We start from the raw sequence: 16,531 nt of genomic DNA on the forward strand, positions 1-16,531 counted from the left end.
GCCGGCGGCGCTACCGTCGGCCCGTGCAGCTGCAGCAGCTCGCCTGCTTCGTCGCCGTCGTCGACGAGGCGCACTTCACGCGCGCCGCCCAGCGCCTGCACCTGGCGCAGCCGTCCCTGTCCGCGCAGGTGCGCTCGCTGGAGCGCGAGGTCGGCGGGCCGCTGCTGCACCGGCGGCGCGGCGACGTCCGCCCGACCGAGGCGGGCGAGCGGCTCCTGCCCTACGCGCGGCGCATCCTCGCCGACGCGGCCGCCGCGAGCGCGGAGATGCGGCGGGTGCGCGGACTCGAGACGGGCGTGCTGCGCGTCGGGGCGACGCCGAGCGCGGGCACCGCCCTGCTGCCCCCGGTCCTGCGGCGCTTCCACGACGCCCACCCGGGCGTCGTGCTGCACCTCGCGGAGGCGGGCTCGCGCGACCTCGTCGAGCAGCTGGCCGTGGGGGCGCTCGACCTCGCGGTCGTCGTCCTGCCCGTGGCCGCCCACGGCGGGGCCCTGGCGACGACGCCGCTGCTGCGCGACGCCCTGGTGCTCGCGAGCGCCACGGACGGCCCCGCGCCGGTCGCGGGCCCCAGCGCCGCTGCGGGCGACCTCGCCGACGTCGACCTCGTGCTGCCCGGCGAGGGCTACGACCTGCGGGCGACGACGCTCGCCGCCTGCGCCACCGCCGGGGTCGAGCCGCGCGTCGTCGCCGACGGCGGGGAGCTCGACGTCGTCGTCGCGCTCGTGCGCGCCGGGGTGGGCGCCGCGGTGCTGCCGCGGACGGTCGTCGACGGCGCCGGCGGGGCGCTGCGGGCCACCCCGCTGCGCGGGCCCGCGCTGCACCGCACCGTGGGCGTGGCGCACCGCAAGGACGTGCCCCTGGGGCGGGCGGCCGCCGAGGTGCGCCGGCTGCTCGTCGAGCAGACGTCCTGAGTCCCGACGCCGCCCTCTCGCGTCGTCTCCGCACCCTGTTCGCGCCCTGTCGCGTCGGGGCGCACCGGCGTACCGTGACGACGGCGGGGCTCGACGGTGAGCCGCGCCCACCCGTGCGGTGGCTCGTCCTGGGGGTCTGTCATGACGTCGATCCGCGCAGCGCTGGCCGTGCTCCTCGGAGCCGCCCTCCTCGTCCCGGCGGCCGCACCTGCCTCGGCCGCGCCCTACTGCGGCATCCGGTGGGGCTCGCTGCCCGAGCAGGTCCTGCCCTCGACGACCGGGACGGTGTCCGACGTCCGGGCGGGGCGCCACGCGTGCTTCGACCGCCTCGTCGTCGACGTGGACGGCGAGGTCGACGGCTACTGGGTCGCCTACGTCGACCAGGTGCGCCGCCCCGGCAGCGGGGAGGTCGTGCCGCTGCGCGGGGGTGCGGCCCTGCAGGTCGTCCCGTACGTCCCGGCGTACGACGCCCGGGACGGCAGCGCGACGTACCTCCCCGCCGACGCGGGAGAGGTCGTCGACGTGACCGGGTACCGGACCTTCCGCCAGGTCGCGCTCGCGGGGAGCTTCGAGGGCACGACCGACCTCGGGCTCGGGGTGCGCGCCCGGCTCCCCTTCCGCGTCTTCACCCTCGACGGCCCCGGGGACGGCTCCCGGCTGGTGGTCGACGTGGCGCACCGCTGGTGACGGCGACGGCGCGGCGCTGCCGGCGACCCGTCTGCGGGTCCTCTCCGGCGGTGCGGCGGCGGGAATGCCGAGCGCGGCCAGGGCGCTCGCGGTGGGCATGCGCGCCGTCGGACTGCAGGAGACCGGAGGGCCTGAGGTCCTCACCGTCGTCGAGCTCCCGGAGCCGGAGCCCGGGCGCGGCGAGGTGCGGATCGCCGTCGCCGGCGCCGCGGTGAACCCCACCGACACCGGGCTGCGCGCCGTCCCGCAGATGGCGCCGCAGGACGTGCCGCCCCCGTGGGTGCCCGGCATGGACGCCGCGGGAGTGGTGGACGCGGTCGGGGAGGGCGTGGACCTCGCGGTCGGCGACCGCGTCGCCGCTGTCGTGAACCCCCGCCGACCGGAGGGCGGCGCCTACGTCGAGCGCCTGGTCGTCCCGGCCGCCTCGGTGGTGCGCGTGCCCGACGACGTCGACCTCCTGGCTGCGTCGACGCTGCCGATGAACGGGCTCACGGCCGTGCACGCCCTGCGCTCGCTCCGGCTGCCGGAGCGCGGGACGGTCGCCGTCACCGGCGCCGCGGGCACCCTCGGCGCCTACGTCGTCGCCCTGGCGCACCACGCCGGGCACCGCGTCGTCGCGGACGCGAAGGAGGGCGAGGAGGACCTGGTGCGCTCCTTCGGCGCCGACGACGTCCTGCCCCGCGGCGACGGCTTCGCCGACGCCGTCCGCGCGCTGGTGCCCGGCGGGGCCGACGGCCTGGTGGACGCCGCGGTGACCGACGACCAGCACGCCGCCGCCGTCCGGGACGGAGGCGTCGTCGCCACCGTCCGCGGCTACGACGGCGGTGGCCGTCCCGACGCGCGGGGCGTCCGCTACGCGCCGGTCATGGTGTTCGAGCACCTGGAGGACACGGCGTCGCTGCGGGAGCTGGTGGAGCGGGTGGTCGACGGGACCCTGGTGCTGCGCGTCGCCGGGACGGTGCCGCCCGAGCGCGCCGCGGACGCCCACCGGCGCCTCGAGGCCGGCGGGCAGCGCGGGCGGGTCGTCATCACCTTCTGAGCCCGCGGCCGGGCGTCAGGAGGTCTCGGGTCCCGCGAGGTCGACGACCTCGAACTCCAGCAGGCTCGCCCCCGTGGCGACGGGGCGCGAGCGCTCGCCGCCGTGGGCGCGGGCCGCGTCGCCGCCCTCGCTCCAGGCGCGGAAGGAGGCGTCGTCCTCCCAGCGGGTGAGCACGAAGTAGCGGTCCTCGCCGGCGGTCGGACGCAGCAGCTCGAAGCCGAGGAAGCCGGGCGTGCCGTCGACGGCACCCAGGCGGGCGGCGAAGCGACGCTCGAGCTCCGGGCCGGCGCCCTCGGGCACCGAGATGGCGTTGATCTTCACGACGGGCATGGGTCCAGCATCGCGCAGCGGGCGGGACGGGGCGGGGCGGGGGAAGGAGGCGCGGGTGCGGCGGCGAGGTGCTGCACCAGCGCGGGCGTGCGACCGTCGTGCATGGAGATCCACCACGAGCGCCGCGGCGCCGGCGCCCCTCTCGTCCTCGTGCACGGCCTCGGGTCGACCTGGCGCAGCTGGGACCCCGTCCTGCCCGGGCTGGCCGCCCACCGCGACGTCGTCGCCGTCGACCTCCCCGGCTTCGGCGGCACCCCGCCGCTGGAGGGCGAGGTGTCGATCGCCTCCCTCGCCGACGCCCTGGTCAGCTTCCTGGAGGAGCAGGGGCTCCGGGACGCGGACCTCGTGGGCAGCTCCGTCGGCGCCCGGCTCGTGCTCGAGCTCGCCCGCCGCGGCGTCGGCGGCGACGTGGTCGCCCTCGACCCGGGCGGCTTCTGGGACCGCCGCCAGCTGGCCGTGTTCGGCGCCACCATCGGGGCCTCCGTCCGCCTGGTCCGAGGCCTCCGCCCCGTCCTGCCGGTGCTCACCGGCAACCCGGTGACGCGCTCGGCGCTGCTGGCGCAGCTCAGCCCCCGCCCGTGGGCGCTGCCGCCGGCGCTGGTGCTGCGCGAGCTGCGGGGATGGGCCGCCGCGCCGAGCTACGACGCGCTGCTCGCCGCCCTCGTCCACGGGCCGCCGCAGGAGGGCGCACCCGCCGGGGGGACGCGAGGCCGGGTGGTCCTCGGCTGGGGCCGCCAGGACCGCGTCGTCACGCCGAGCCAGGCCGCCGTGGCGACCGAGCGTTTCCCGGACGCGCAGCTGCACTGGTTCGAGTCCTGCGGCCACTTCCCGATGTGGGACCAGCCCGAGGAGACGGTGCGGCTCGTCCTCGAGAGCACCGGCCGATGAGTCCGCACGCCGGGACGCGGGTCCTGAGGGGCGGGACGCGTCACTAGCCTCGCCGGCATGGCGCAGACGGTCAGGCTGGCAGTGCTCCCGGGGGACGGCATCGGCCCGGAGGTGGTCGCGGAGGGCCTCAAGGTCCTCGACGTCGTCGCCGCCGACCTCGGCCTCGCGGTGGAGCGCACCGAGTACGACCTCGGCGCCCGGCGCTGGCACGCCACGGGGGAGACGCTGCCGGACAGCGCCCTCGAGGAGATCCGCGGCCACGACGCGATCCTGCTCGGCGCCGTCGGCGACCCGGGCGTCCCGAGCGGCGTGCTCGAGCGCGGGCTGCTGCTGCGGCTGCGCTTCGAGCTCGACCAGTACGTGAACCTGCGCCCCAGCCGCCTGCTGCCGGGCGTCACCTCGCCGCTCGTCGAGCCCGGCGAGGTCGACCTCGTCGTCGTCCGCGAGGGCACCGAGGGCCCCTACACGGGCAACGGCGGGGCGTTGCGCGTGGGCACGCCCCACGAGATCGCGACGGAGGTCAGCGTCAACACGGCCTTCGGCGTCGAGCGCGTCGTCCGCGACGCCTTCGCGCGAGCGCGGGCGCGCCCGCGGAAGAGGCTGACGCTGCTGCACAAGCACAACGTCCTGGCCCACGCCGGGCACCTGTGGCGCCGCACGGTCGAGGCGGTGGGCGCCGAGCACCCCGACGTCGCCGTCGACTACGCCCACGTCGACGCGGCGATGATCCACCTCGTCACCGACCCGGGGCGCTTCGACGTCGTCGTCACCGACAACCTCTTCGGCGACATCGTCACCGACCTCGCCGCGGCGATCACCGGCGGCATCGGGCTCGCCGCGTCGGGCAACGTCGACCCGACCCGCCGGTCGCCGAGCATGTTCGAGCCCGTCCACGGCTCGGCGCCGGACATCGCCGGCACGGGCCGCGCCGACCCGACCGCCACGGTGCTGTCCGTCGCGATGCTGCTCGAGCACCTCGGGCACCCCGACGCCGCCGAGCGCGTCGTCCGGGCCGTCGGGGACGACCTCGCCGCGCGCGCCGGCGCGGGGCCGCGGACGACGTCCGAGACCGGCGACGCCATCGCCGCCGCCCTCGCCTGAGGCGGTGCCCGGCGCCCCCGCGAGCGTCGCTGGGCCCTTGCGGCCCGGCGCTACCGTGACCGCCATGGCGAGCGACACGAGCACGAGCCCCGCCGGCGCGCCGGCCCCGGCGCCGGACGCCCGGGCGTCCTCGACGGCGGGCGTCCCGACGTCCGTCGACCAGGGCGTGCGGCTCGAGTTCCCCGTCGCCGACGGCGTCCCGCGCCTGCCGGAGGCCGAGCGCGCGGAGATCCTCGAGAGCCCGGGCTTCGGCCGGCACTTCACCGACCACATGGCTCGCGCGGTGTGGACGCCGGCCGGGTGGGGGCAGGACGCCGTCGTCGCCCACGGCCCGATCACGCTGTCGCCGGCCGCCGCCGTCCTGCACTACGCGCAGGAAGTCTTCGAGGGCATGAAGGCCTACCGGCACGCCGACGGCTCGGTGTGGGCCTTCCGCCCCGACGCCAACGCCCGCCGCTTCGCGGCCTCGGCCCGCCGGCTGGCGCTGCCCGTGCTCCCCGAGGCCGCGTTCCTGCGCTCGGTCGAGCAGCTCGTCGCGGCCGACGTCGACTGGGTGCCCGGCGGCGGGGAGAACAGCCTCTACCTGCGGCCGTTCATGTTCGCGTCCGAGTCCTTCCTCGGCGTGCGCCCGGCCGCGGAGGTCACCTACCTCTGCATCGCCTCGCCGGCCGGCTCCTACTTCGGCGGCGGCGAGATCACGCCCGTGTCCATCTGGCTCTCGCAGGAGTACAGCCGCGCCGCCCCCGGCGGCACCGGCGCGGCCAAGTGCGGCGGCAACTACGCGGCGAGCCTGCAGGCGCAGGCCGAGGCCGCCGAGCACGGGTGCGACCAGGTCGCCTTCCTCGACGCGGTGGAGCACCGCTGGGTCGAGGAGCTCGGCGGCATGAACCTCTTCTTCGTCCACGACGACGGCACCGTCGTCACCCCCGAGCTCACCGGCACCATCCTCGAGGGCGTCACGCGCTCGTCGGTGCTGCAGATCGCCGCCGACCTGGGCCACGAGGTGGTCGAGCGCCGCGTCGACGTCGCCGAGTGGCGCGAGGGTTGCGAGACCGGACGCATCACCGAGGTGTTCGCGTGCGGCACCGCGGCAGTCGTCACGCCCGTCGGCGCGCTCGTCGAGCCGGGCCGGCGCTCCGTCCCCGGTGACGGCGGCACCGGCGCGGTAACGGCGGCGATCCGGCAGCGCCTCACCGACGTCCAGCAGGGCCGCGCCGAGGACGCCCACGGCTGGATGCACCGGCTCGTCTGAGGCCCGTCCCTCACGCCTCGTCGCCCGTCCACCCCTCCCTGTCGCGGTCGCCCTTCCCCGCATTCCGTCGTCACCGTGCCCCGGCGGGAGCTCCGCAGAGGCGATGTGTCGACGACGTGCCCTCGGAACAGCGCTCTCGGACGGCGATGTGTCGACGAAGCGCGGGGGAAGGGCGGCGTCAGCGGGCGGGGGCGACGACGGCGTCGAGCAGCGGGAGCAGCCGGTCGCGCAGGTCCTGGCCCCGGACGGCGAGCGCGCGCTGCTCCGTGGCGTACTGCGCCCGGCCCTCGGCCGTCTCCACGCGGACGGGCTCGCGGCCGTAGCGGCTGAGGTCGTACGGCGACGCGCGCATGTCGAGCTCCCTGATGTCCCGCGCCAGGCGGAAGGCGTCGAGGACCAGCGACGACGGCGCGAGCGGCACGAGGAGGAAGGCCGCGCGGTAGAGGTCCATCCCGGCGTGCAGGCAGCCCGGCTGCTCGAGCGCCGCCTGGGTGTCCCGCGTCGGGCGCAGGGGGCTGAGCTCGACGGCGCTGCCCGGGTAGAAGCGGAACGCGTCGACGTGGGTGCACCGCAGCCACCCGCGCCGCGCGCCCTCCTCCACGACGGCGTCGGTGCCCTCGGCGCCGAGGCGCAGCGGCTGGCGCTCGTGCCGCAGCACCGAGGGGTCCGTCGCCGAGCCGTGCACCATCGCCCACTCGTGCAGCCCGAAGCAGCCCAGCTCGGGGGCGCGACCGCGGGTCGCGGCGACGACGTCGCGCACGTGGCTCAGCCGCCGCCCCTGCGACGCCGCGACGCCCGCCGCGTCGACGACGACGCCCTCGCGCCCGTCCTGGTCCGCCCACGCGACGTAGCCCCGCCAGCCGAGCCGCTCGCGCGCCGCGTCCCCGAGGAGGACGACCCCCGCACCTGGGTGCCAACGGGCGAGCTGGCCGGGGCGGAAGCGGTAGTAGGTGAAGAGGAAGTCCTCGACCGGGTGCGGCTCGCCGGCCAGGGCCCGCTCGCGGTGGCCGGCCGTGAGCGCCTCGACCGCGCGCCGGTGCTCCTCGGCCACGGGGACCCACTCCTCCTCGGCGAGGACGGTCGGGGCGGTCGCGAGCACGCGGCCACGGTAGGCGCGTCGCCCCGGGGCGACCGACGTCGTCCGGCCCCCCGGGGAGGAGGGCGGCACGGGCGCCGCCTCCGCGCGCGCCGATAGCCTCGGAGCCGTGCGCATCGCGAGGTTCACCCGGGACGACGACATCAGCTACGGGTTCGTGGAGGGCGAGCCGGGGGAGGAGCGCCTGCACGTCATCGGCGGCGACCCCCTGTACACGAAGCTCACGCCGACCGGCGCCGTCGTCGGCCTCGACGAGGTCCGGCTGCTGGCCCCCGTCATCCCCCGCAGCAAGGTCGTCGGCATCGGCCGCAACTACCACGACCACGCGCGCGAGATGGGCAACGAGGTCCCCTCGAAGCCGCTGATGTTCCTCGTGCCGAACACCGCCGTCGTCGGCCCCGACGACCCGGTCGTGCTGCCGTCGTTCTCCCAGGAGGTCTCCTACGAGGGCGAGCTCGCCGTCGTCATCGGCCGCATCTGCAAGGACGTGCCGCGCGAGCGCGTGGGCGAGGTCGTCTACGGCTACACCTGCGCCAACGACGTGACGGCGCGCGACGCCCAGCGCGACGACGGCCAGTGGGCCCGCGCCAAGGGCTTCGACTCCTCCTGCCCGCTCGGCCCGTGGATCACCACCGACCTCGACCCCGCCGACCTGTCGCTGCGCACCCGCGTGGACGGCGAGCTCGTCCAGGACGGCCGCACCTCCGACATGGTCTTCGACGTGCCCTCCCTCGTGGCGGCCGTCTCGGCGGCCTTCACGCTGCTGCCCGGCGACGTCATCCTCACCGGCACGCCCGCCGGCGTCGGGCTCGTCTCCGCCGGCCAGCGCGTCGACGTCGAGATCGAGGGCGTCGGCACCCTGAGCAACCCGGTGGTGGCCCGATGAGCGCGACCGCACCGGGCACGCCGTCCGGCCCCTCCGCGGGGGAGAGCGCGACCACCGGCTCGGGCGCCTCGCCGCGCGCCGCGACCGCGACCGGCCTGGCCGAGGCGAGCGGCGCGGACGTGCGCGTGCGCTTCTGCCCCTCGCCGACGGGGACGCCGCACGTCGGCGTCATGCGCGCGGCCCTCTTCAACTGGGCGTACGCGCGGCACACGGGCGGGAAGCTCGTCTTCCGCATCGAGGACACCGACGCCGCCCGCGACTCCCAGGAGTCGATGGACGCCATCGTCGAGGGCCTCGCCTGGCTGGGCATCGACTACGACGAGGGGCCGGGCGTCGGGGGCCCGCACGCGCCCTACCGCCAGAGCGAGCGGCGCGACCTCTACGCCGACGTCGCGCGCCGGCTGCTCGCGGAGGGCTACGCCTACGAGTCGTGGTCGACCCCCGAGGAGGTCGAGGAGCGCCACCGCGCGGCGGGCCGCGACCCGAAGCTCGGCTACGACGGCTTCGACCGCGACCTCTCCGCCGCGCAGGTGCAGGCCTTCCGCGACGAGGGCCGCGAGCCCGTGCTGCGCGTGCGGATGCCCGACGAGGACGTCGAGGTCGACGACCTCGTGCGCGGCCGCGTCGTCTTCCCGGCCGGCTCGGTGCCCGACTTCGTCGTCGTGCGCGCCAACGGGCAGCCGCTCTACACGCTGGTCAACCCGGTGGACGACGCCGTCATGGGCATCACGCACGTGCTGCGGGGCGAGGACCTCCTGTCCTCGACGCCGCGCCAGGTGGTGCTGCACCGCGCGCTCGTGGAGATGGGCCTCTCGCAGCGGGTCCCGCAGTTCGGCCACCTCCCGCTCGTGCTGGGGGAGGGCAACCGCAAGCTGAGCAAGCGCGACCCCGAGTCCGACCTGTTCCTCCACCGCGAGCGCGGGCTGCTGCCGGAGGGGATGGTCAACTACCTCGCGCTGCTGGGGTGGTCCCTCGCCCCCGACCGCGACGTCTTCACGCGCGAGGAGCTCGTCGCCGCCTTCGACGTGCGCGACATCGGCGCGAACCCCGCCCGGTGGGACCAGAAGAAGGCCGAGGCCATCAACGGGGACCACCTGCGCATGCTGGCCCCCGAGGTGCTCCTCGACCGGCTGCTGCCGCACCTGCGCTCCGCCGGCCTGCTCGACGGCGACCCGACGCCGACCCAGCGCCGGCTGCTCGAGGGCGCCGTCCCGCTCGTGCAGACGCGCATGGGAGTGCTGTCCGAGGGGCCGGGGATGCTCGGCTTCCTCCTCGTCGCCGACGAGGACCTCGTCGTCGAGGAGGACGCGCTGGGGGCGCTGCGCCCGGAGGCGGCCGACGTCCTCGACGCGTCCGCCGCGGCCCTCGTCGACCTGCCCGAGTGGGACGCCGCCGCCGTCGAGGCGGCGCTGCGCTCCGCCGTCGTCGACGGGCTCGGGGTGAAGCCGAAGTTCGCCTTCGGCCCCCTGCGGACGGCGGTGACGGGCCGGCGCGTCTCGCCCCCGCTCTTCGAGTCCTTGGAGCTGCTCGGGCGCGAGAGCTCGATGCTGCGGATCGCGGCGCTGCGTCGGCAGCTCGGCTGAGCGGCCCCGCTCGTCCTCCTCGCCGCGGGGAGGACGAGCGGTCGCCTCCCGCGAGCGGTGGCCGATTTTGGCGCCGGGCGCGGCAGCCGCTACTGTCTACTCCCGGTACGGCGCTCGGCCAGGCGGCCAGCGTCATACCCCGGTGGGGTATGGTGTAATTGGCAGCACGACTGATTCTGGTTCAGTTAGTCTAGGTTCGAGTCCTGGTACCCCAGCGCTTCACCCGCACCACCGTCCGCATCAGAGCGGACACGCAAGGCCCCGTTGTGTAGCGGCCTAGCACGCCGCCCTCTCAAGGCGGTAGCGCCGGTTCGAATCCGGTCGGGGCTACAGGCACGGCCCGGTCTCCCAGCAGGGAGGCCGGGCCGTTCTGCTTCTCCGGGGCTGCTCCGGGCGAGCCCTTCTTCTGTCCAAGGCGACGTCCGAGCGCGTGTCCCCTCCTCCGCTCGGGGCGACGTGTGGCCATGTCGCCCCGCCGGCGGCCGGGTGAGGGCGACATGGCCACACGTCGCCGTCGGGGGGCCTGTGCGGGGGCGACATGGCCACACGTCGCCGTCCGGAGGCGCGGGCGGGGCGACATGGCCACACGTCGCCGTCCGGGAACCTGTGCCGGGGGCGACATGGCCACACGTCGCCCCCGGGGGAGGGGTCGGAGTGGCGGGGTGCGCGCGGGTCAGCCCTCCGCGCGCTTGAGGGCCTCCGACAGGCGCTGCGCGGTCGTGACGACGGCGGCCGCGTGCAGGCGCCCGGGCTGGCGCGTGAGGCGCTGCAGGGGGCCGGAGATGGACACCGCGGCGACGACGCGGCCCGCCGGCCCGCGCACCGGCGCCGAGACCGAGGCGACGCCGGCCTCCCGCTCGCCGATGCTCTGCGCCCAGCCGCGGCGGCGGACGCCCGACAGGACGGTCGCGGTGAAACGGGCGCCCTGCAGGCCGCGGTGCAGCCGGTCGGGCTCCTCCCACGCGAGGAGCACCTGGGCGGCCGAGCCGGCGAGCATCGACAGGGTGGCGCCGACCGGCACGGAGTCGCGCAGCCCCATGGGCAGCTCGGCGGCGGCCACGCAGACGCGCGCGTCGCCCTGGCGGCGGAAGAGGGAGGCGCTCTCGCCCGTGTGGTCGCGCAGCGCCGTCAGGGCGGGGCCCGCGGCGGCGATGAGGCGGTCCTCCCCGGCGGCCGAGGCGAGCTCGGGCAGTCGCGGGCCGAGCACGAAGCGGCCCTGCATGTCGCGACCGACGAGGCGGTGGTGCTCGAGCGCGACCGCGAGGCGGTGCGCCGTGGGCCTCGCCAGGCCCGTGGCGGCCACGAGCTGCGCGAGGCTGGCGGGGCCGGCCTCGAGCGCGGCGAGGACGGCGGCGGCCTTGTCGAGGACGCCGACTCCGCTAGACTTGTCCATAGGACGATATTGCCGTCTCTCACTATGAGATGGCAAGTCACCCGCCCGGAGCGGCGGGACGCCCGCGCCACCCCCGACCGGGGCGGCGGGGGCGCGTCCGCACAGGCCGCAGCGGCGGCGCCGCACGGCGCCCGGAGGAGGACGAGATGGGCCGGACCCTGGCCGAGAAGGTGTGGGACGAGCACGTGGTGCGCCGCGGCGGCGACGGCGAGCCCGACCTCCTGTACATCGACCTCCACCTCCTCCACGAGGTCACCTCGCCGCAGGCCTTCGAGGGCCTCCGCCTGGAGGGTCGCGGCGTGCGGCGCCTCGACCTCACCATCGCGACCGAGGACCACAACACCCCCACCCTCGACATCGACAAGCCGATCGCGGACCCCACGAGCCGCACGCAGATCGAGACGCTGCGCCGCAACTGCGCGGAGTTCGGCGTCCGCCTGCACCCGCTGGGGGACGCCGAGCAGGGCATCGTCCACGTGGTCGGGCCGCAGCTGGGGCTCACGCAGCCGGGCATGACGGTCGTGTGCGGGGACTCCCACACCTCGACGCACGGCGCCTTCGGCGCGCTCGCCATGGGCATCGGCACGAGCGAGGTCGAGCACGTCCTCGCCACCCAGACCCTGCCGCTCCAACGCCCGCGCACCATGGCGATCACGGTCGAGGGCGAGCTGCCCGAGGGCTCCACCGCCAAGGACGTCATCCTCGCCGTCATCGCGCGCATCGGGACGGGAGGCGGCCAGGGCTACGTCCTCGAGTACCGCGGCTCGGCCATCCGTGCGCTCTCGATGGAGGCGCGCATGACCATCTGCAACATGTCGATCGAGGCGGGCGCCCGCGCCGGCATGGTGGCGCCCGACGAGACGACCTTCGCCTACGTGCAGGGCCGCGACCACGCCCCGACGGGCGCCGACTGGGACGCCGCCGTCGAGCACTGGCGCTCGCTGCGCACCGACGACGACGCCGTCTTCGACGCCGAGGTCGTCATCGACGCCGCCGACCTGCAGCCCTTCGTCACGTGGGGGACCAACCCGGGCCAGGGGCTGCCGCTGTCGGCCGCCGTCCCCGACCCCGAGGCGATGGCGGACCAGGGCCAGGCCGCCGCGGCCCGGCGGGCCCTGGCGTACATGGACCTCGCGCCCGGCACCCCGCTGCGCGAGGTGGCGGTGGACGCCGTCTTCATCGGCTCGTGCACCAACGGGCGCATCGAGGACCTGCGCGCCGCCGCCGAGGTGGTCCGAGGGCGGACGAAGGCCGACGGCGTGCGCGTGCTCGTCGTCCCCGGCTCGGCGCGCGTGCGCCTGCAGGCGGAGGCCGAGGGCCTCGACCGCGTCTTCACCGACTTCGGCGCCGAGTGGCGCTTCGCGGGGTGCTCGATGTGCCTCGGCATGAACCCCGACCAGCTGGCGCCGGGGGAGCGGGCGGCGTCGACGTCGAACCGCAACTTCGAGGGCCGCCAGGGCCGCGGCGGGCGCACGCACCTCGTCTCGCCGCTCGTGGCCGCGGCCACGGCCGTGCGCGGCACCCTCTCCTCGCCGGCCGACCTCGAGGCGCCGCAGCCCCTCGTGCCGGCCTGAGCGAGCGCCGCCGCCCGCCCCCGGTCGCCCGCACGACCCCGGCCACCACCCGCCAGCACCGACGAGGAGCGCCCCCGTGGACCCCGTGACCCGCCACACCGGCGTCGGCGTGCCGCTGCGCCGCAGCGACGTCGACACCGACCAGATCATCCCCGCCGTGTACCTCAAGCGGGTCTCGCGCACCGGCTTCGAGGACGGGCTGTTCTCCGGCTGGCGCCAGGACCCGTCCTTCGTCCTCAACCAGCCGGCGTACTCCTCGGGCAGCGTCCTCGTGGCGGGCCCGGACTTCGGCACCGGCTCCTCCCGCGAGCACGCCGTCTGGGCGCTGAAGGACTACGGCTTCCGCGCCGTCCTCTCCTCGCGCTTCGCCGACATCTTCCGCGGCAACGCCGGCAAGCAGGGCCTCGTGGCCGGCCAGCTGGCGCAGGAGGACGTCGAGCTCATCTGGAAGCAGCTCGAGGCCCGCCCCGGCACCGAGGTGACCGTGGACCTCCAGGAGCGGGTCGTGCTGTGCGCCGAGCTCGTGGCGCCGCTGCAGATCGACGACTACACCCGCTGGCGGCTGATCGAGGGGCTCGACGACGTCGGTCTGACGCTGCGCGACGTCGACGCGATCGACGCCTTCGAGCGCGAGCGGCCGTCCTGGAAGCCGCGCACGCTCGCCTGAGAGCAGGTCGGCGGGGCGAGGGGCGCCGCCAGGCCTGGTGCGGGCCCCGGGCTGCCCCTACGGTGCGGGCCCAGGCGGAGCGCGCCCGACCGTCGGGCTCGTGGGCGCCGCAGGAGGTCTCGTGAACAAGGGTGAGCTCGTCGACGTCCTCGAGGAGCGGCTCGGGAGCCGCCGCGCCGCCAGCGACGCCATGGAGGCCGTCCTCGACGCCGTCGTGCGCGCCGTGGCGCGCGGGGAGCGCGTGGCCATCAGCGGGTTCGGCACCTTCGAGCGGGCCGACCGGGCCCCGCGGACCGGCCGCAACCCGCGGACGGGGGAGACGGTGCCCATCGCCGGCACCTCGGTGCCCCGCTTCAAGCCCGGCACGGCGTTCCGCGCCTACGTCTCCGACCCGGGCTCGATGCCCGAGGCCGTCCAGACCGACCCGTTCGCCGGCGGGGCCCTGCGGGCCGTGACGACCCGCCGCGGCGGCGTCGAGCTCGCCGACGGCGCGCCCGTGCGCAGCCGGCGCGCACCGTCCTCGCGCACGTCGAGCACCGCCCCGGCGACGGCGGCCGCCCCGGACGACCAGCCGCCGGCCGCGGAGGTCCCCGACGCGCCCGCGGCCGCCGAGCCCGCGCCGGAGAAGGCCCCGGGCGGCAAGGGCAAGGACGGCAAGAAGGACGGCAAGGACGGCAAGGACGGCAAGAAGGCGAAGAAGAAGGACGGCAAGGACGGCAAGAAGGCCAAGAAGAAGTCCTGACGGGCGGGTGGTCCGCGGCCGCCGCGGACCACCCGGCCCCGGCTGGCGGGCCGGGGCCCGCGCGGCGCCCGGGCCCGGTCCCTAGGGGGCGCCGTCGGGGCCGGGGGCGCGCCGCGCCGGGGCCGGTGGCGCGGGGCACGGGCCCGCCGGGGGCATGATGGTCGGCCGGGGCGGCGCCGCGCGGGTGCCGCCGGCAGGAGGTCTGGGTGCCCATGGGCGACGTGCTGCACGTGCGCGGCGGACGACCGGTGGACGGCACCGTCGCCGTCCGCGGGGCGAAGAACTTCGTCTCCAAGGCGATGGTGGCGGCGCTGCTGGGCGAGAGCCCTAGCGTCCTGCGCAACGTCCCCGAGATCCGCGACGTCGGCGTCGTCACGGGCCTGCTCGGCCTGCACGGCGTCGACGTCTCCCAGCCGGACGACGGCGTCCTCGTGCTCGACCCGACCGACGTCGAGTCCGCGCACGTGGCCGACATCGACGCCCACGCGGGGGCCAGCCGCATCCCGATCCTCTTCTGCGGGCCGCTGGTGCACCGCCTCGGCGAGGCCTTCATCCCCGACCTCGGCGGCTGCCGCATCGGCGACCGCCCGATCAACTACCACCTCGACGTCCTGCGGCAGTTCGGCGCCGTGGTGGACAAGCGCGAGGGGGGCATCCGCATCACCGCGCCGAACGGGCTGCGGGGCACCCGCATCGACCTGCCGTACCCGAGCGTCGGTGCGACGGAGCAGGTCCTGCTCACGGCGGTGCGGGCCGAGGGCTTCACCGAGCTGCACGGCGCGGCGACGGAGCCCGAGATCCTCGACCTCGTGGCCGTGCTGCAGAAGATGGGCGCGATCATCGGGGTCGACACCGACCGGACCATCCGGGTGGAGGGCGTCGCCCGGCTCCGCGGGTACGACCACCGCGCCCTGACCGACCGCATCGAGACGGCGTCCTGGGCCTGCGCCGCGCTGGCCACGCGCGGGCAGGTCTTCGTCGAGGGCGCCACGCAGCCCGAGATGATGACCTTCCTCAACGTCTTCCGGAAGGTCGGCGGCGAGTTCGACGTCACCGACGAAGGCATCCGCTTCCTCAGCCCGGACGGGCCGCTGCGCTCGCTCGCGCTGGAGACGGACGTGCACCCGGGCTTCATGACCGACTGGCAGCAGCCGCTCGTGGTGGCTCTCACGCAGGCCGACGGCCTGTCGATCGTCCACGAGACGGTCTACGAGAACCGCTTCGGCTTCACCGAGGCCCTCGGCGGCATGGGCGCCCGCATCCAGGTCTACCGGGAGTGCCTGGGCTCCACGCCCTGCCGCTTCGGCGGGGCCCAGTTCCGGCACTCGGCGGCCATCTCCGGCCCCACGCCGCTGCACGGCGCCGACATCGTCGTGCCCGACCTGCGCGGCGGGTTCAGCTACCTCGTCGCCGCCCTGGCCGCGACGGGCGTCTCGCGGGTCTCGGGCATCGAGCTCATCGACCGGGGCTACGAGCGCTTCGCCGAGAAGCTCGAGGCCATCGGGGCCGACGTCGAGTGGTCCTCGACGGCGGCGGCGTCCCGGGTGCGCGTCCCCGCCGGCGCCGGGGCCTGAGCCCCGCCGGCGCCGGGGCTCCGGCCCCGGCCGGGCGCCTACCCGGCGAGGTGGAGGCGCCCCTGCGCCAGCGCGTCGGCCGTGCGCGGCCCCACGCCCAGCGCCACCGCCTCGCGCAGGTCGGCCCGCGTGTCGACGTCGCGGCGCAGCCCGGGGAGGGCGAGGTCCAGCACGGCCGCTCCCGCACGGGCGTGCCGCCCGGCCGACCCCTCGCCGTACGCGACGGGCAGGTCGGCGGCGGTCCGCGCGGCCAGCAGAGCGGTGCCCCGGCCCGCGGCGTCGGGCACGAGAGCGGCGCTCGCCCCGGCCGCCAGGGCCTCCGAGGCCGCCGCGAGGGCGGCGCCCACCTCCTCCGCGCGCAGGGCGGGGACGTCGGGCAGCAGCACGGCGACGCCCGTCACCGCTCCGGCCCCCGCTCCTGCGCTGGCAGCGCCCCCTCCGGCGTCGTCGCGGGGCACCGCCCGGCACCGCTCGGCGGCGCGCGCCCCGTCCCGCACGGCCTCGTCCAGGGCCGAGGCCCGAGCGCTCGCCGGACCGGGGGCGACGACGCGGGCGCCGCCGGCGGCGACGGCGGCCGCCACGGCGGGGTCGTCGGTCACCACGAGGGCACGGGCGACGTCGGGCGCCGCCAGCACGGCGTCCAGGCAGTCCAGAGCCATGGCGAGCGCGAGGCGCCCGCGCAGGGCGGCGTCACCGCCGAGGCGGCTCTTGGCGGCGTGGCCGCCCTTGACGGGCAGCACGACGTCCCAGCGGTGCACCCCGGGCGTGCGGGGGGCGTCGGGCGCGGGCACCCACGCGATGCTGCCAC

General features: G+C 76.7%; 16 protein-coding genes and 2 tRNA genes. 14 read left to right on the top strand and 4 right to left on the bottom strand.

Going from position 1 to position 16,531, the window contains the following annotated elements; genetic code table 11:
• Positions 1 to 23 precede the first annotated feature (23 nt).
• The 3 genes from Q0789_RS09990 to Q0789_RS10000 all read left to right on the top strand — a co-directional run bounded on the left by Q0789_RS09990 (position 24) and on the right by Q0789_RS10000 (position 2,637).
• Positions 24 to 911, top strand: coding sequence for a LysR family transcriptional regulator (locus tag Q0789_RS09990; protein WP_298804709.1), 888 nt, complete (start codon positions 24 to 26; stop codon positions 909 to 911).
• Between the two features lie 141 nt (positions 912 to 1,052).
• The gene (locus Q0789_RS09995) at positions 1,053 to 1,598 is read left to right on the top strand and encodes a hypothetical protein (RefSeq protein ID WP_298804711.1); all 546 of its coding nucleotides are present in this window, start codon (positions 1,053 to 1,055) and stop codon (positions 1,596 to 1,598) included.
• Between the two features lie 97 nt (positions 1,599 to 1,695).
• Complete coding sequence (locus Q0789_RS10000) at positions 1,696 to 2,637, top strand: NADP-dependent oxidoreductase (protein ID WP_298804713.1); 942 nt, start codon at positions 1,696 to 1,698, stop codon at positions 2,635 to 2,637.
• A 15-nt stretch (positions 2,638 to 2,652) separates the two neighbouring features.
• Here Q0789_RS10000 and Q0789_RS10005 read toward each other — a convergent pair whose 3' ends face one another.
• Complete coding sequence (locus Q0789_RS10005; protein ID WP_298804715.1) at positions 2,653 to 2,967, bottom strand: antibiotic biosynthesis monooxygenase; 315 nt, start codon at positions 2,965 to 2,967, stop codon at positions 2,653 to 2,655.
• Between the two features lie 102 nt (positions 2,968 to 3,069).
• Here Q0789_RS10005 and Q0789_RS10010 point away from each other — a divergent pair, with 102 nt between their 5' ends.
• From Q0789_RS10010 to Q0789_RS10020, 3 genes are all read left to right on the top strand, one after another.
• Positions 3,070 to 3,855 carry an alpha/beta fold hydrolase gene (locus tag Q0789_RS10010; protein WP_298804717.1) on the top strand — a complete coding sequence of 262 codons (786 nt, stop codon included), beginning with the start codon at positions 3,070 to 3,072 and terminating at the stop codon, positions 3,853 to 3,855.
• Positions 3,856 to 3,912: 57 nt separating this feature from the next.
• A complete protein-coding gene (locus Q0789_RS10015) occupies positions 3,913 to 4,956 on the top strand; it encodes a 3-isopropylmalate dehydrogenase (protein ID WP_298804719.1) in 1,044 nt (347 codons plus the stop codon).
• A gap of 64 nt (positions 4,957 to 5,020) precedes the next feature.
• Positions 5,021 to 6,208, top strand: coding sequence for a branched-chain amino acid aminotransferase (locus Q0789_RS10020; protein WP_298804721.1), 1,188 nt, complete (start codon positions 5,021 to 5,023; stop codon positions 6,206 to 6,208).
• A gap of 178 nt (positions 6,209 to 6,386) precedes the next feature.
• Here Q0789_RS10020 and Q0789_RS10025 read toward each other — a convergent pair whose 3' ends face one another.
• Positions 6,387 to 7,307 (bottom strand): 3-methyladenine DNA glycosylase, encoded by a 921-nt coding sequence (locus tag Q0789_RS10025; RefSeq protein ID WP_298804723.1) that lies wholly within the window; start codon positions 7,305 to 7,307, stop codon positions 6,387 to 6,389.
• Positions 7,308 to 7,413: 106 nt separating this feature from the next.
• On the opposite strand from Q0789_RS10025, the gene Q0789_RS10030 reads away from it, so the two are divergent.
• The 4 genes from Q0789_RS10030 to Q0789_RS10045 all read left to right on the top strand — a co-directional run bounded on the left by Q0789_RS10030 (position 7,414) and on the right by Q0789_RS10045 (position 10,103).
• Entirely contained in the window at positions 7,414 to 8,190 is a 777-nt protein-coding gene (locus Q0789_RS10030; protein ID WP_298804724.1) for a fumarylacetoacetate hydrolase family protein, read from the top strand.
• A 95-nt stretch (positions 8,191 to 8,285) separates the two neighbouring features.
• Complete coding sequence (gltX, locus tag Q0789_RS10035) at positions 8,286 to 9,773, top strand: glutamate--tRNA ligase (protein WP_366917709.1); 1,488 nt, start codon at positions 8,286 to 8,288, stop codon at positions 9,771 to 9,773.
• 143 nt (positions 9,774 to 9,916) lie between these two features.
• Positions 9,917 to 9,988 (top strand) — tRNA-Gln (locus Q0789_RS10040).
• A gap of 42 nt (positions 9,989 to 10,030) precedes the next feature.
• Positions 10,031 to 10,103 (top strand) — tRNA-Glu (locus Q0789_RS10045).
• Between the two features lie 343 nt (positions 10,104 to 10,446).
• Here the strand turns inward: Q0789_RS10045 and Q0789_RS10050 are convergent.
• Positions 10,447 to 11,166, bottom strand: a complete 720-nt coding sequence (locus Q0789_RS10050; RefSeq protein WP_298804728.1) for an IclR family transcriptional regulator — start codon at positions 11,164 to 11,166, stop codon at positions 10,447 to 10,449.
• A 146-nt stretch (positions 11,167 to 11,312) separates the two neighbouring features.
• Here Q0789_RS10050 and leuC point away from each other — a divergent pair, with 146 nt between their 5' ends.
• The 4 genes from leuC (at position 11,313) to murA (ending at position 15,723) form a co-directional block, all read left to right on the top strand.
• The gene (gene leuC / locus Q0789_RS10055) at positions 11,313 to 12,740 is read left to right on the top strand and encodes a 3-isopropylmalate dehydratase large subunit (protein WP_298804730.1); all 1,428 of its coding nucleotides are present in this window, start codon (positions 11,313 to 11,315) and stop codon (positions 12,738 to 12,740) included.
• 76 nt (positions 12,741 to 12,816) lie between these two features.
• On the top strand, positions 12,817 to 13,407 hold the full coding sequence (leuD, locus tag Q0789_RS10060) for a 3-isopropylmalate dehydratase small subunit (protein ID WP_298804732.1): 591 nt from the start codon (positions 12,817 to 12,819) through the stop codon (positions 13,405 to 13,407).
• A 121-nt stretch (positions 13,408 to 13,528) separates the two neighbouring features.
• Positions 13,529 to 14,149, top strand: a complete 621-nt coding sequence (locus Q0789_RS10065) for an HU family DNA-binding protein (protein WP_298804734.1) — start codon at positions 13,529 to 13,531, stop codon at positions 14,147 to 14,149.
• 212 nt (positions 14,150 to 14,361) lie between these two features.
• A complete protein-coding gene (gene murA / locus Q0789_RS10070) occupies positions 14,362 to 15,723 on the top strand; it encodes a UDP-N-acetylglucosamine 1-carboxyvinyltransferase (protein WP_298804933.1) in 1,362 nt (453 codons plus the stop codon).
• Between the two features lie 38 nt (positions 15,724 to 15,761).
• Here murA and Q0789_RS10075 read toward each other — a convergent pair whose 3' ends face one another.
• A complete protein-coding gene (locus Q0789_RS10075) occupies positions 15,762 to 16,514 on the bottom strand; it encodes a hypothetical protein (protein WP_298804736.1) in 753 nt (250 codons plus the stop codon).
• Positions 16,515 to 16,531: the final 17 nt, after the last annotated feature.

It is taken from the genome of uncultured Pseudokineococcus sp., from assembly GCF_947499845.1.
In the GTDB taxonomy this organism is placed as follows: domain Bacteria; phylum Actinomycetota; class Actinomycetes; order Actinomycetales; family Quadrisphaeraceae; genus Pseudokineococcus.

Coding starts and splice junctions, on each gene's coding strand:
- Q0789_RS10010 (WP_298804717.1), top strand. CDS start 3,070: ATGGAGATCCACCACGAGCGCCGCGGCGCCGGCGCCCCTCTCGTCCTC.
- murA (WP_298804933.1), top strand. CDS start 14,362: ATGGGCGACGTGCTGCACGTGCGCGGCGGACGACCGGTGGACGGCACC.
- Q0789_RS10050 (WP_298804728.1), bottom strand. CDS start 11,166: ATGGACAAGTCTAGCGGAGTCGGCGTCCTCGACAAGGCCGCCGCCGTC.
- leuC (WP_298804730.1), top strand. CDS start 11,313: ATGGGCCGGACCCTGGCCGAGAAGGTGTGGGACGAGCACGTGGTGCGC.
- Q0789_RS09995 (WP_298804711.1), top strand. CDS start 1,053: ATGACGTCGATCCGCGCAGCGCTGGCCGTGCTCCTCGGAGCCGCCCTC.
- Q0789_RS10020 (WP_298804721.1), top strand. CDS start 5,021: ATGGCGAGCGACACGAGCACGAGCCCCGCCGGCGCGCCGGCCCCGGCG.
- Q0789_RS10015 (WP_298804719.1), top strand. CDS start 3,913: ATGGCGCAGACGGTCAGGCTGGCAGTGCTCCCGGGGGACGGCATCGGC.
- Q0789_RS10005 (WP_298804715.1), bottom strand. CDS start 2,967: ATGCCCGTCGTGAAGATCAACGCCATCTCGGTGCCCGAGGGCGCCGGC.
- Q0789_RS10000 (WP_298804713.1), top strand. CDS start 1,696: ATGCGCGCCGTCGGACTGCAGGAGACCGGAGGGCCTGAGGTCCTCACC.